A 14,870-nucleotide genomic window follows, 5' to 3' on the forward strand; every position below is an offset into this window, starting at 1 on the left:
GGGTAGTTTTATGGCCTTATACCGAAACGTCGTTATAAGGCATCATGGCTGAGACCCACGGGAAGATAACTTCCATGAGTAGGAAGAATATTGCGGTAAGTAGCACCAGGGTAATAATGAGTTTGACCAGCCATGGGCCAGGAAGTGCGCGCCATAGTAATCCGTACATTAGTTTTCCTCCAATACTGCTGGACGGGTGACCCCATCTTTAGCAATGACTTCAGTTTCCATGGCATGCACAATCATGCGCTCTGCATTGGAAAATTGTGGGTGGCAGGTGGTCAAAGTGACTAAGCCCTCTGTTGGTTCGGCCAGGTTGATCCCTGGTACGGGGTCAATAACTCCAATATCTCCCGGAAGAGTAATGTGGCGTCCTTCGACAGTCGAGTACTCGCCAGCAGCAACTCTCTCTGCTTGCTGCGGGGTCAAGCACGACTCTGCCGCAGCACGACGCTCAGGGCCGCTGAGTCCAATCGGCAAGACCCGATAAACAACCCACTGAGTTTGCGTTTCGACGACCACCGCATCGCAGACTTCTAAATTCCCTAAATCATTAAAGGGTGCTCCCTTACCCACGCGGTGTCCAGCAACCGCAAAATTGCCCTTCTGACCTGGTAGTGCGGTGCCCACATAGTGTCCAGGACCAGCTAATAAGTCGGCGTCTTCGGTACCTTCAACAATGGCGAATTGAAAATCTGAGCCAAAGCGCGGAATATACATGCGCGCAAAGGCCTCGCCTAGTTCTGGATTGATTTTCTGACGTGGGTTTTTCCATTGCTCATCAAGTTTGCCCGCAACTATATTCTGAGCTTTACCAGCCTCAATATTTGTCCAATAGGCCTCGTAAAAGGCAAAAAGGAAAAGTAACAGGCCGCAGGTAAGCATGAGCTCACCAAGAACAGTAGAGATACTCACCCGGTGTTGTTTTTCGGTCACACTATTCCTTAAAATCCTTAAAAGTTTGCTTATTTTCTATTCTGAAAAGCATAGTCTGTTAGCCGCACTTCGCCATATCGCGTAGCATAAATTGGCGTGCTCGAACTCTTCATTTATCCTATTTCCGGCATCATGAAGATGTGGCATAGTATGCTGCATTCAGGTTTCGGTTTAGATGATTCTATGGCCTGGATTTTATCGTTATTTGGCCTTGTCATCACGATTCGTTCCATCACCATACCGTTGACCTGGTTACAAATGAAGTCTGGCCGTATCGCTGTGCTTATCCGACCTAAAGATCGTGCCTTAAAAGATACGTATGCCAATCGCCATGACGCATCATCTATTAAAGAGCATGAAGAAAAAGTAAAGGAATTGCGTTCCGAATATGGCTACAGCCTAGCGGCAGGCTGTTTACCTTCACTTATTCTTTTTCCAGCATTTTTAGGTCTGTATCAAGTTCTTTTACGCATGTCACGACCGGCAGAGGGCATAGATGCTGATCATTTCTCAGCCATCGGTTTCTTAACATCTGACGACGTACGTGCCTTCCTACAAACCAAAATCGGTGATATCCCTATTGCCGCGTACACCACATTAACAACTGAACAGCTCAGCTTATTAGGTGCCACCAAATCGGAAATTCGAGAGTTCATTTTCCCCCTTATTATCGCCTCATGCGTGTTTACCTTATTAAACATGCTCATTTCGATCTATCGCACTTGGGTAACTCTCGATGCCGATAGTGCAGCCGCTGTATTTGCGCTCAAACTAATTGTCATATCCGCCGTTATTATGCCCTTTGTTTTATATGGCATCGGCATGTACGGCCCCATCCCGGTGGCAATCATTTTGTACTGGGTAGCCAATAACCTCTGGACGCTGATTCAGAGCATAGTAGTCGCCTTGACGCTGTATAAGGTGCTTCCATTAGAAGAAGAACACCTACATTTCCTTAATGAACGTCGTCAGCTTCTTAACCAGCGCAGAAAGCAAAAACGAGAGTTCAAACGACGCAAACGAAACCTGCGCTTGAAAAAAATTTATAGCGCTGAAGCAAGAAAAGAATACCGGGAATTCATCGCACAGCATAAGGCCGAACGGGCAGCCAAAAAAGCCGAACGCTCCAAACACTCGGCTTTGCGTACTGAGGCACAAAAAGAACTGCGCCAACAGCGAGCAGCAGAGAAAAAAGCAAAGAAAGAAGCTGCTAAGAAGGAAAAGGAAGCACGCGATTAGATCGAGTAATCTGCTGGAGGTTCGCTCAGCAGCTGTACCGCGAGCGCACGGGCAGTATGCAGCGAAGAGACATCTCGATTAATAACCCCACCAGCAAGTCCTCCGTCGAGATAAATCATCAGTTGCTGGGCTTGAGTGGAACCAGGGTAACCATTTTTCAGCTCCAAAAGAGTCGTCATCTCATCAACCATCCAACTGCGGTGACGAATAACTGCCTCTAGGATTCCGTGTTCGCTGGTGCTTTCCGGGCAAGGATACTCATTGGCTGCGTTGAGAAACAGCGAACCCCGGAAACCACGCTGTAGCTCCTGTTCAATATACTGATCGAAAAAAGCTAAGATCTTTTCTTCTGGACTCAACATTTCTTCGGTGCGCTTAGAATAAGCATCGCGCCACTTTCGATCCAGTTCCTCTAGATATGCGATAACCAATGCGTCTTTAGAACCAAAAAGGGAATAAAGACTTGCCTTGGCAACATCAGCTTCTCTGAGAATACGGTCGATGCCAATAACTCGAATACCTTGGGTGCTAAAGAGCTCCGTCGCGCTATCAAGCAGACGCTGGCGCGGGCTTGGCCGGTTCTTCCGGCGTCCTGCTGCCTTCGCTTCAGCCACAGATATTTCCTTCCGACGATTGATCTATAGTGACCGTTCCACTATATACAAACCGGTTGGTCTATTACACTTTTACAGTGTTATAAATGACCCAATACATACAAAAATGGCTTCCGAGAAACTATCTCGGAAGCCGATAAAAAGCAGGGTACTTTTCTAGTTACTTTCGTATCGCCTGCACAATGCTGAGCAAAATCACCGCGCCTAGTAAACAGGTGAAGAAGCTAAAGATAAGGCCTCCGCCAGCTACATCAACACCAAATAAGCCGAGCAAAAAGCCGCCAATAAAACCACCGACAATACCAACAATGATGTTTAATACAACACCCTGTTGTGCATCGGTGCCCTTAATTTTAGAAGCAATCCAACCCGCTAAGCCGCCAATGATGATCCAACCGAGAATTCCTAGTGGTGGCATAATGTGTTCCTTCTTTCTTCACTAAAACTCTTGAACTCTTGGGATACACATCAAGTCTAATAACAAAACAAAAATACCGTCGCCGCTAAATACAAGAAAGTAGCTCAAAAAACTAACGTGAACTGCACTTATAACAATCTCATTACTATGCGTATCAGAGGTAAAAAATGCAATAGCTAGCGCTAACGTTTGCACTAAAACTTATTAAAATCGTCGCTATCTTCCCACATATATTTATACATCGGTAGACAGCGACGCTATTAAAATCAAATTCTTAAAACTACCACCACATATTTTTATGCAGTGTACTTTTAACTACTTAATATGCGGACGCACCACAACCATTGGACAAGGAGCCGACTGCAACAAGGCACGCGATGTCGAGCCTAAAAGCATGCCTCGGAAGCCGCCGCGTCCATGCGAGCCAACCACCAAAAGCTGTGCATCCTGGGAGTTATCCACCAGGGCACGAATTGGACGATCGCGAGTAATAACCAACTCTACTTCCACATCGGGGTACTCAGCGATAAACGGTGCTACCCGTTCTTTGAGTAATTCGGTCTGTTCATCTTCAATAACATTCCACTCTTGCTGAGCTGCAGCTAGGCCTGCCAAAGATGCTTGTACTTGCATGTCCATCCAAGTGTGTACCGCAATAAGTTTTGCCCCACGTGCTTTGGCTTCAGCAAACGCAAATGCAGTAGCCTGCTGAGAAATATCAGAGCCATCAACGCCGACCACCACTGGACCGTACTTATTGCTCTCGGTCACATGATTATCTTCTCGCACGACTACAACTGGACACTGCGCATGGGAAACCACCGCAGCAGAAACAGAGCCCATGACCATACCGGATAGTCCACCCAAACCACGCGATCCCATCACGATCATGGTGGCATCTGCGCTCATTTCGAGCAGCATATCAATTGGAGAACCTTCAGCAATGGTGTAGCCAACCTTAAGATCCTTAGCAACGCTATGAGCTATTTCACGTGCTTCGTCGATCTTATGCATGGTTTCGTTTTGCAGTTCGTCGAAAAGCTCTTGTGGAGGAATCATGCCTTCGGCATAAAGAAACTGCGGCATCGTATAACTAGATGCAAGGCGCAGCGGGATCCCGCGCTTATATGCAGTATTTGCAGCCCAACGCACGGCATTTTTGGAGGCGTCGGACCCATCAACGGCAACAACGACAATGCTCTCAACGGTCATTTCTCTCACCTTTCCCGAGGCTAATAGGCTGACAGACCTGCTCTGTCACGTCCTATTGTATCCCTTTATCCCGGATCAGGCTTAAGGTTCACCTTATTGATATAAAAATAATAGTTTAAAAAACTACTGCACGGCCTTAGTCGCAGAGTCTGCATTAGACGGATACAAAATGGTATAGATGACCTTCAACACATCAGCGATTACCTTGCCAATGCCCGTCGAAAAGAACTCAAGAATCGGATTCACGATAGCATTAATATCCATGTCTCAAAGGGTAATACAGTTAGCGCGCAAACAAGCGCCACTCGCCGTAAAAGATGGTCTTAACCCCTCTCGAGTTCGAGTTCCCGCCGAGGCTGATGGGCTTAATGCTAAAGAATTTGTTCATCACTTGATTAACAGTCAGCGGCATCGCCACCCAGAAGATAATGAGCACGCACTCCATAAGCGTTTCGACGACCAAGAAGTCATTGCAGTTCGTGGGCATCGAGCGCGCATTTTAACCACCCAAGATCAGGTATACCAAGACGAAGACGTATGGTTTTACCGCATTCCTGCGCCTGAACCAGTCATTCCTTATGATATTCCGATCCTTTTCGAAGACGATCATCTCTTAGTGGTAAACAAGCCACCTTTTTATGCCACCATGCCCAGAGGAAAACACATCACCAATAGTGTGACCACACAGCTTCGCAGATTAACGGAAAACGGTGAATTAAGCCCCGCACACCGTCTTGATCGACTTACCTCCGGGGTACTTGTTTTCACCAAAACACGCGAAGTTCGCGGTGCTTACCAAACGCTTTTTGCTAAGCGTGAGGTGCATAAAACATATCAAGCTATCGCACGGTTTAATAACCAACTCCAAGCCGGTTCTCGTTGGTGCTCCCGCCTAGAAAAAAACGCCGGTGAACACCAAACCCGAATACTCGATGGTAAACCTAATGCCATTACTACTGTTGTTTCCATCGCTGCTGTTTCAGCTTCGCGGCAAACAGAATTAAAAAAAATTTTTGGTGCCCAACCCCAATTAGCATCATACATACTTGCCCCGGAAACTGGGCGGACTCATCAATTACGGGTGCATATGTATCAGGCTGGTACACCTATTCTTGGTGATCCAGTGTACCCGATAGTTCTTCCCGAAGAAGTAGAAGATTACCGCATACCGTTGTGTTTATGTGCGGTAGGTTTAAGCTTTATTGATCCGATTAGTGGTGTTGATAGGATTTTTGAAACAGAATCCTTGTTTTTCTGAAACCATCACCCACACGTGGGTTGCTATAACCCACAATAGGTGGTCTCTCTCTACAAATATGTGCCGCCCCCACGCGCCCTGCACACCCACCACACACAAAAAGAAAGGAGAGGGAAACACATCCCACACACATTGTGCGGATGTTTCCCTCTCCCCTTCTTTTTGCTTTATCAAGTTTTAGGTTGGCGGTGACCTACTCTCCCACACCCTCCCAGGTGCAGTACCATCAGCGCAATCAGGCTTAGCTTCCGGGTTCGAAAAGGGACCGGGCGTTTCCCCAACGCTATAACCACCAACACGACTATAAACAACACAGTACACACCCCACAAACACACATGTGCTTGTTAACGTGCGTGTGCTGTGTCAGACACTGCACAGTGAACACAAACCCAACAACAACCACCACCATAAAGCAGCAGAACAACAATTATTCACGTTTCTTTGAACCCATTAACATGTTTCCCTATTTTGCCTTATTCATGTGTCAAAAAAAGGATTGTTTGTATCGGCATATTAGTACCAGTCACCTCCATGAGTTACCCCACTTCCAGACCTGGCCTATCAACCCCATCATCTCTAGGGAACCTCAAACGAAACCTCATCTCAAAACAGGCTTCCCGCTTAGATGCTTTCAGCGGTTATCCCTTCCGTACGTAGCCAACCAGCCATGCCACTGGCGTGACAACTGGCACACTAGAGGTACGTCCGTCCCGGTCCTCTCGTACTAGGGACAGCCTTCTTCAAGTTTCAACGCGCGCGGCGGATAGAGACCGAACTGTCTCACGACGTTCTAAACCCAGCTCGCGTGCCGCTTTAATGGGCGAACAGCCCAACCCTTGGGACCTACTCCAGCCCCAGGATGCGACGAGCCGACATCGAGGTGCCAAACCATCCCGTCGATATGGACTCTTGGGGAAGATCAGCCTGTTATCCCCGGGGTACCTTTTATCCGTTGAGCGACACCACTTCCACACGTAGGTGCCGGATCACTAGTCCCGACTTTCGTCCCTGCTCGAGCTGTCACTCTCACAGTCAAGCTCCCTTGTGCACTTACACTCACCACCTGATTACCAACCAAGCTGAGGAAACCTTTGGGCGCCTCCGTTACACTTTAGGAGGCAACCGCCCCAGTTAAACTACCCACCAGGCACTGTCCCCAACCCAGATCATGGGCCAAGGTTAAGGTGCTCAATCCGATCAGAGTGGTATTTCAACTTGCGACTCCACACACACTAGCGCATATGCATCAACATCTCCCACCTATCCTACACAAACCGAACCAAACACCAATACCAAGCTATAGTGAAGGTCCCGGGGTCTTTTCGTCCTGCCGCGCGAAACGAGCATCTTTACTCGTACTGCAATTTCACCGGGCCTGTGGTTGAGACAGCAGGGAAGTCGTTACGCCATTCGTGCAGGTCGGAACTTACCCGACAAGGAATTTCGCTACCTTAGGATGGTTATAGTTACCACCGCCGTTTACTGGGGCTTAAATTCTCCGCTTCGACACCACAAAAGCATCTAACAGGTCCTCTTAACCTTCCAGCACCGGGCAGGCGTCAGTCCGTATACATCAACTTCCACGTTTTCGCACGGACCTGTGTTTTTAATAAACAGTCGCTTCCCTCTATTCTCTGCGACCACCACCAGCTCAAACAGTTAGTCACCAGCAGTGGTCCCCCTTCTCCCGAAGTTACGGGGGCATTTTGCCGAGTTCCTTAACCACAGTTCACCCGAACGCCTTAGTATTCTCTACCTGACCACCTGTGTCGGTTATGGGTACGGGCCGTATATAAACATCGCTAGAGGCTTTTCTCGACAGCATAGGATCACCAACATCCCCAAAAAAGGGTACGCATCACGCCTCACCCACAAGTGGTACGGATTTACCTATACCACGGGCCACACGCTTACACCACAATCCAATAAGTGGCTCAGCTACCTTCCTGCGTCACCCCATCACTTAGCTACTACCAACGAAGATCCCACGCACACACCATGACACACACCCAAAAGGCACACACCATGACACATGGATGGTTAGTACCATTGATTCACCATGGTCGCTTACACACGGGTACCAGAATATCAACTGGTTATCCATCGACTACGCCTGTCGGCCTCGCCTTAGGCCCCGACTCACCCTGGGAAGATTAGCTTAACCCAGGAACCCTTAGTCATCCGGCGGAAAAGTTTTCCACTTCTCATTCGTTACTCATGCCTGCATTCTCACTCGCACACAGTCCACAATCGTTTCCACACACTGCTTCACACCATGCACGACGCTCCCCTACCCAAAACAACAACCAAAATTGTTGCCTTGCCGCGGCTTCGGCGGTGTACTTGAGCCCCACTACATTGTCGGCGCAGAACCACTCGACCAGTGAGCTATTACGCACTCTTTCAAGGATGGCTGCTTCTAAGCCAACCTCCTGGCTGTCTTCGCGATCCCACATCCTTTCCCACTTAGTACACCCTTAGGGGCCTTAACCGGCGATCTGGGCTGTTTCCCTCTCGACCAACGGAGCTTATCCCCCGCAGTCTCACTGCCATGCTCTCACTTCACCGGCATTCGGAGTTTGGCTGACATTGCTAAGATTGTAGTCCCGCTCAACCAACCAGTAGCTCTACCTCCGGCAAGAAACACACAACGCTGCACCTAAATGCATTTCGGGGAGAACCAGCTATCACGGAGTTTGATTGGCCTTTCACCCCTACCCACAGCTCATCCCCTCAGTTTTCAACCTAAGTGGGTTCGCGCCTCCACAACCTCTTACAGCTGCTTCACACTGGCCATGGGTAGATCACCCCGCTTCGGGTCCAGAACATGCCACTAACACACCCAATTAGGATTCGCTTTCGCTACGACTACCCCACACGGGTTAACCTCGCGACATGCCGCTGACTCGCAGGCTCATTCTTCAAAAGGCACGCCATCACCCACCCAAAAGACAGGCTCTGACGGATTGTAAGCACACGGTTTCAGGTACTCTTTCACTCCCCTCCCGGGGTACTTTTCACCATTCCCTCACGGTACTATCCGCTATCGGTTAATCCAAGTATTTAGGCTTACCGGGTGGTCCCGGCAGATTCACAGCAGATTCCACGAGCCCGCTGCTACTCGGGGACATACATCACCACACCATGCGTGTTTTCATGTACAGGACTCTCACCTTCTACGGTTAGGCATCCCAACCTAATTCCACTAACACACACACCATAGCCACTGTCCTGTCAGAAACAATGACACATACACCCCACAACACCGCACACGCAACCCCTGACAAGTATCACACGCATACGGTTTAGCCTCATCCGCGTTCGCTCGCCACTACTAACGGAATCATTATTATTTTCTCTTCCTACGGGTACTGAGATGTTTCACTTCCCCGCGTTACCTCCACAACAGCTATATATTCACCATTGGGCTACCACACATCACTGTAGTAAGGTTTCCCCATTCGGACATCCTCGGATCAACGCTTTATTGACAACTCCCCGAGGCTTAACGCAGCCTTACACGTCCTTCATCGGCTCAGATTACCAAGGCATCCACCGTGTGCCCTTCAAAACAAACAAACCAACACAAAAAACAAATAAAAAACACTAAGAACAAAGAAACAAAACACAAACACACATAAACAATGCATTCATGTTAAAAACAATAATTTAAAAAATTCGCGTCCACTATACAGTTCTCACACAACACAACCCCAACAAAAAAACAACCACACACTTTAAGTATCATTGTTGCTTTTTTGGTTGAAGCCACATATAGAACAAACCCACAAGGATTGCCCCAGACACCCAACAGCACACCAAACCACACATGAAACAACCTGTGTCATGCTCCAGCTACCCCATGATGACATCATGGATGTTTCACACACTAGTCTTTTGTTTCACCCCACCACACACAATGTGCGTGGGTGATGTGCTCCACCCGGATAAACAAAAACAAAACAAAAAATATAAGCTCCTTAGAAAGGAGGTGATCCAGCCGCACCTTCCGGTACGGCTACCTTGTTACGACTTCGTCCCAATCGCCAATCCCACCTTCGACCACTCCCTCCACAAACGTGGTTAGGCCATGGGCTTCGGGTGTTACCAACTTTCATGACGTGACGGGCGGTGTGTACAAGGCCCGGGAACGTATTCACCGCAGCGTTGCTGATCTGCGATTACTAGCGACTCCGACTTCATGGGCTCGAGTTGCAGACCCCAATCCGAACTGAGGCCGGCTTTCAGCGATTCGCTTACCCTCACAGGCTCGCAGCGCGTTGTACCGACCATTGTAGCATGTGTGAAGCCCTGGACATAAGGGGCATGATGATTTGACGTCATCCCCACCTTCCTCCGAGTTAACCCCGGCAGTCTCTCATGAGTCCCCACCAAAATGTGCTGGCAACATAAGACAAGGGTTGCGCTCGTTGCGGGACTTAACCCAACATCTCACGACACGAGCTGACGACAACCATGCACCACCTGTATACAGACCTAAAAAGGAAAAACTATCTCTAGCCCGATCCTGTACATGTCAAGCCCAGGTAAGGTTCTTCGCGTTGCATCGAATTAATCCACATGCTCCGCCGCTTGTGCGGGCCCCCGTCAATTCCTTTGAGTTTTAGCCTTGCGGCCGTACTCCCCAGGCGGGGCGCTTAATGCGTTAGCTACGGCACGAACCCCGTGGAAGAGGCTCACACCTAGCGCCCACCGTTTACGGCATGGACTACCAGGGTATCTAATCCTGTTCGCTCCCCATGCTTTCGCTCCTCAGCGTCAGTTACTGCCCAGAGACCTGCCTTCGCCATCGGTGTTCCTCCTGATATCTGCGCATTCCACCGCTACACCAGGAATTCCAGTCTCCCCTACAGCACTCAAGTTATGCCCGTATCGCCTGCACGCCCGAAGTTAAGCCCCGGAATTTCACAGACGACGCGACAAACCACCTACGAGCTCTTTACGCCCAGTAAATCCGGACAACGCTCGCACCCTACGTATTACCGCGGCTGCTGGCACGTAGTTAGCCGGTGCTTCTTATCTAGGTACCGTCACAAAAAAGCTTCGTCCCTAGCGAAAGAGGTTTACAACCCGAAGGCCTTCAATCCCTCACGCGGCGTCGCTGCATCAGGCTTGCGCCCATTGTGCAATATTCCCCACTGCTGCCTCCCGTAGGAGTCTGGGCCGTATCTCAGTCCCAATGTGGCCGTCCACCCTCTCAGGCCGGCTACCCGTCGACGCCTTGGTAGGCCATTACCCCACCAACAAGCTGATAGGCCGCGGGCTCATCCCTAACCGAAAAAACTTTCCACCACACACACTAAAATGTGGTCCTATCCGGTATTAGACCCAGTTTCCCAAGCTTATCCCGAAGTTAGGGGCAGATCACCCACGTGTTACTCACCCGTTCGCCACTCGAGTACTCTCTTGCAAGCAAGAAAGCCTTTCCGTTCGACTTGCATGTGTTAAGCACGCCGCCAGCGTTCGTCCTGAGCCAGGATCAAACTCTCCACAAAAAATAAGAAAAATTATTGGGAAAGCCCAACAACTGGCAAAAAATAAACAAAAACAATTTTTAGTATTTAACAAGCACCCACAACCATCCCCCAGCCCCTTACCCTCAACACAATAAAATCCTAAAAACTATATTGAAGAAAAAAGATAAGAAACAAGAAAACAAATCATGGTCACTTGCCGGTCACACCACAACACCATCAGTGACATCTGATCACCACAGTATCAGGCGTAAAAACAAAAACCATTATCCCCCACCACAATAAACACATATGTGAATACGTGATAAGAAAAAGAAAATATGTGTAAAACAAAAAACAATAACACACAACACAATGACCAAACACAAACACTTATTCAGCATTCATCATTAATCACTAGATTCTGTGTGTTACATGTTGTAACAAATGATTTGGCACACTATTGAGTTCTCAAACAACCCACACCCACCACACAACAAACAAATACTTGTTGCAATACAATGGGATGCTTTGGTGATCCTAGCAAATTTTTTTGCTGTTTTAAAGGATCAAGAGTTTTTATTTTCTTCGCCGCTTGGCTTGGTGTTTTGCACATGTTTGTTTGTGCTACCGGCCGCGGCGACTCACATAAAGTTACACACCACTTCACAACAACACAAATCCGCAGTTTAAAGCGCTCTTTTATCTAAACAATCACACACAATATCAACTATATATTTTTAAAACCTATCTAGATCAATTTTTAAGGCTCGTCGCGAAGTGCGCATCATCAGAGAAAAGAACAAAATACGGTCTCAATTGCAGTGATCGTGCTCTTAAAGCCGACTCAATAATCAGCACACCAAAGAAAAGTAATTCAGACTGAGGCACGAGAACATCTGAAAAGACCACAAAACAAATAAAACCAGCCCACCCGCTAGCCACAGCGATAGCAGCTAACCAAGGCGCACTATCAAAAATGCTACTGGTGTGACTATCGGCTGAAAATAGCCACACCAAGGTAGCTAAGGCAAAAACACAGCAACCAAAAATGCCCAATCCAGCCACTACGCCATAGGCACCAGGTCGTCCCAAGAAAATCCGTCGCAACATACGGTAAAGCCACCAACTGATAGTTATTGCCCACAAGATAACCGCAAGCGATGCAAACCCTTGGTATAACAAAACCGGTAAAAATGGAAAGCTAGAGCCCGCCTTAGCCGTGAATGCTATAAATACGCGTAGCGAGGCGGCAATAAGGCCTAGCGCGATGCTTGAAACCAATACCCGTTCCATAGTTTCACCCCGCTCCCTTTAATTATTAGAACCTCTGCCTTTGTAAAATCTTGCTCCGTATTTTCTCACCGTCTCATAATAAAAATCAATAACTTTTGACATGCCCGTGAAAAAACGTGAAGGAAGATTAGCGTCATAGGCTCGCCTGCACTCAGCTTTCAAAGCACCCTAAAAATCGTTTGTCACTATCAAGACAATTTGTATGGCTACAGAAACTCATTCACCGCCATGAAGACATCGATAAGACGCCGGTAAGACCCTAGTAAAGCACGCCTTAAAGGCCAACAACACTAAGCCATATGCATTGAGTCACCGGTATAACCCTCGACTTTCTGCTACTTTGTCGACTAGTTCATGTAGTTGTTTGCGGTCAACATCGAGTTTGACTGCTTCGTCGATAAGCGGAGCAAGATAATGTGCTGCAAAATGTTCTCGTCGACGAGCAAGAATAAGCTCTTTAGCCTCTTCGGTAACAAACATTCCCACGCCACGGTGTTTCTCTAAGATCCCCTCTGCCACTAACACACTGAGTCCTTTACGCGCCGTTGCCGGGTTGATTGAATGGAAAGCAGCTAACTCATTTGTGCTCGGCGCACGGCTACCGGTAACGAGACCACCTTCAACAATGGAATCCTCGATGAGAGTGGCAATTTGTCGGAAAAGCGGTGCCGCTTGGTCATCCATCTTTACTACCTTTCCCAGCATGACCAACCACCATAGCACCCATGCATCCCGTTAGACGGTTAGCTACTCTACCAACTAACCATAGTGACCACTGTGACCAGAGTTTTAAAGATCACCACAAAATAAAAACAACCGTCATAAAGACCTACCTGCCTTAATATAAAGAAAATTTCTCGCTATATCCTGCATTTTCAGCAGATATATCGACTTAACAAGGTGATATAAGGCATGCTAGAAGGCATAACTTTTAATATTTTCGTAATCACAAAATAAATAGAAAATGCAGGAGCCATGCTTGAACGCACACAAATCTTCGTTGACACCAGCTATCTTTTGGCTAGCTTTTATAACTCGTGGGAAACCGGAGCCCGCGCACAATTAGAAATTGATTTACCTGAAGTAGTAGCCACTCTAGGGGCTATGGTGCAAAATCACCTTGGTCAGCCGGTTCATCGCCAACTCTGGTATGACGGTATTCCAGAAACCGGGCCGCATCGCTATCAACGTGCCCTGCGCACCTGCGACGGCGTGCAATTACGTACCGGTCAGCTTATTGAGTGGGGCGAACGACGCACGCAAAAGGCCGTCGATACGCGCTTAGTAGCAGATCTAGTTTTAGCCGGTGTTCAGGGACAATTTAGCGATATTGTGCTTGTTTCTGGTGATGCCGATATGATTCCCGGTGTCCATGAAGCCGTCGAACGCGGGGTCCGTGTTCACCTCTACGGCTTCGGTTGGGATTCTATGAGTTCCGCACTTCGACATGCCTGTGATTCCACCACCTTGTTGGATCCGCGCGAGGATTTCCAAGATAGTATGCAATTGCAAGTACTTGAAGGACCGCTACCACCGGTTATTCGTCAAAACCCGGATTGGGAAGACACTGAGACTAACCCAGTACCACAAGACTTCCCAGCAGAGCGCGAAACCATCGAGGTTACGCCTAACGACGATGCCGACACCGATACCAGCAAAGACACGCAAAGTTCCAATAGTATCGCTGCGAACAATACCGATAATCACGGTTCCGCTACCGCTGCTGCTCCTGATACCAGCGCTCATGCCACGACACCAGTAGCTACTCAAGAAACCAGCACGATCATTGAAAGTGCTAGTAACCAGCCACAACATACAGTTGCTGCCCCTGTTGATCCAGAAAACGAAGCCGATGCCGAAGTACTCGATAACCGGCTTCGCCATGCCGCTGATTTGGTCCGAGTGCCTAAGCTCAACAACTTTCCGAGTATTGAACCAAATATTCCTAAACCTAGTTCTTTACGGGTAACTACTTATGAGGAGTCTTATTCGGTTACCGTCAGCAAAGGCGACGAATCAGAAACCGCTACTCAAAGCTCTTCAACTACGGTTACTGAGGAAGCTACTCACCCCACACCGCGGCCGAATCCATCCATGATGGCTCCACGGCGTAAACTGCGCTCCCGCTATGTTCCACTACCTAATGAGGTGTGGGCTTCAGCTGGCTATCAAACGCCTTTCGACGTCGGCCAGCAATATGCTCGCTGGTGGTACGACAATGCTGCCACTGTTGAGCAGCGTGATTCCGCGCATCTGCTTTCTGGCGGCGGTTTGCCACCAGAAATTGACCGTCCGCTCTTGCAATTTGCTTGCGAAACCTTGCATGAATACACCCTCACCGAAAACCAACGAGTTAATCTGCGCGACGGTTTCCACTCGGGCATTCGAACCGTACTGCTCAATAACAAAAGTATGAGCTAAG

At 48.3% G+C, this 14,870-nt stretch carries 11 protein-coding genes and 3 rRNA genes; 3 read left to right on the forward strand and 11 right to left on the reverse strand.

Features of this window, described 5'->3' with window-relative positions; translation table 11 throughout:
- Window positions 1-16 precede the first annotated feature (16 nt).
- Both UL82_RS11245 and UL82_RS09945 read right to left on the reverse strand, forming a co-directional pair.
- Window positions 17-169: a hypothetical protein gene (locus tag UL82_RS11245; RefSeq protein ID WP_046440792.1), complete on the reverse strand. Its 153-nt coding sequence runs from the start codon at window positions 167-169 to the stop codon at window positions 17-19.
- Window positions 169-936 carry a class E sortase gene (locus UL82_RS09945; protein ID WP_269078401.1) on the reverse strand — a complete coding sequence of 256 codons (768 nt, stop codon included), beginning with the start codon at window positions 934-936 and terminating at the stop codon, window positions 169-171. Before UL82_RS09945 ends, UL82_RS11245 begins: the two co-directional genes overlap by 1 nt.
- Window positions 937-1,032: 96 nt before the next feature.
- Between UL82_RS09945 and yidC the strand changes: the two genes are divergently transcribed.
- Window positions 1,033-2,175 (forward strand): membrane protein insertase YidC, encoded by a 1,143-nt coding sequence (gene yidC / locus UL82_RS09950; protein WP_046440796.1) that lies wholly within the window; start codon window positions 1,033-1,035, stop codon window positions 2,173-2,175.
- Here the strand turns inward: yidC and UL82_RS09955 are convergent.
- The 4 genes from UL82_RS09955 to UL82_RS11250 form a co-directional block, all read right to left on the reverse strand.
- Window positions 2,172-2,789 (reverse strand): TetR/AcrR family transcriptional regulator, encoded by a 618-nt coding sequence (locus tag UL82_RS09955; RefSeq protein WP_046440797.1) that lies wholly within the window; start codon window positions 2,787-2,789, stop codon window positions 2,172-2,174. The two genes, yidC and UL82_RS09955, sit on opposite strands and share 4 nt — an antisense overlap.
- 160 nt (window positions 2,790-2,949) lie before the next feature.
- Window positions 2,950-3,207, reverse strand: coding sequence for a GlsB/YeaQ/YmgE family stress response membrane protein (locus tag UL82_RS09960; protein WP_046440800.1), 258 nt, complete (start codon window positions 3,205-3,207; stop codon window positions 2,950-2,952).
- 315 nt (window positions 3,208-3,522) lie between these two features.
- Window positions 3,523-4,419: a universal stress protein gene (locus UL82_RS09965; RefSeq protein ID WP_046440802.1), complete on the reverse strand. Its 897-nt coding sequence runs from the start codon at window positions 4,417-4,419 to the stop codon at window positions 3,523-3,525.
- Between the two features lie 123 nt (window positions 4,420-4,542).
- The gene (locus UL82_RS11250) at window positions 4,543-4,683 is read right to left on the reverse strand and encodes a hypothetical protein (RefSeq protein ID WP_169746261.1); all 141 of its coding nucleotides are present in this window, start codon (window positions 4,681-4,683) and stop codon (window positions 4,543-4,545) included.
- Here UL82_RS11250 and UL82_RS09970 point away from each other — a divergent pair.
- Window positions 4,619-5,677 (forward strand): pseudouridine synthase, encoded by a 1,059-nt coding sequence (locus UL82_RS09970; RefSeq protein WP_046441531.1) that lies wholly within the window; start codon window positions 4,619-4,621, stop codon window positions 5,675-5,677. The two genes, UL82_RS11250 and UL82_RS09970, sit on opposite strands and share 65 nt — an antisense overlap.
- Before the next feature lie 180 nt (window positions 5,678-5,857).
- Here the strand turns inward: UL82_RS09970 and rrf are convergent.
- From rrf to UL82_RS09995, 5 genes are all read right to left on the reverse strand, one after another.
- Window positions 5,858-5,974: ribosomal RNA gene (gene rrf / locus UL82_RS09975) — 5S ribosomal RNA — on the reverse strand.
- Between the two features lie 198 nt (window positions 5,975-6,172).
- Window positions 6,173-9,257, reverse strand: a 23S ribosomal RNA gene (locus UL82_RS09980).
- A 405-nt stretch (window positions 9,258-9,662) separates the two neighbouring features.
- A 16S ribosomal RNA gene (locus UL82_RS09985) occupies window positions 9,663-11,194 on the reverse strand.
- The 16S, 23S and 5S rRNA genes sit together here, the layout of an rRNA operon.
- Window positions 11,195-11,908: 714 nt before the next feature.
- On the reverse strand, window positions 11,909-12,448 hold the full coding sequence (locus UL82_RS09990) for a hypothetical protein (RefSeq protein ID WP_046440804.1): 540 nt from the start codon (window positions 12,446-12,448) through the stop codon (window positions 11,909-11,911).
- A 309-nt stretch (window positions 12,449-12,757) separates the two neighbouring features.
- The gene (locus UL82_RS09995; protein ID WP_046440805.1) at window positions 12,758-13,132 is read right to left on the reverse strand and encodes a GntR family transcriptional regulator; all 375 of its coding nucleotides are present in this window, start codon (window positions 13,130-13,132) and stop codon (window positions 12,758-12,760) included.
- 291 nt (window positions 13,133-13,423) lie between these two features.
- On the opposite strand from UL82_RS09995, the gene UL82_RS10000 reads away from it, so the two are divergent.
- A complete protein-coding gene (locus UL82_RS10000) occupies window positions 13,424-14,869 on the forward strand; it encodes an NYN domain-containing protein (RefSeq protein ID WP_046440807.1) in 1,446 nt (481 codons plus the stop codon).
- The last annotated feature ends 1 nt before the right edge of the window (window position 14,870 follow it).

Source organism: Corynebacterium kutscheri, from assembly GCF_000980835.1.
GTDB classification, from domain to species: domain Bacteria; phylum Actinomycetota; class Actinomycetes; order Mycobacteriales; family Mycobacteriaceae; genus Corynebacterium; species Corynebacterium kutscheri.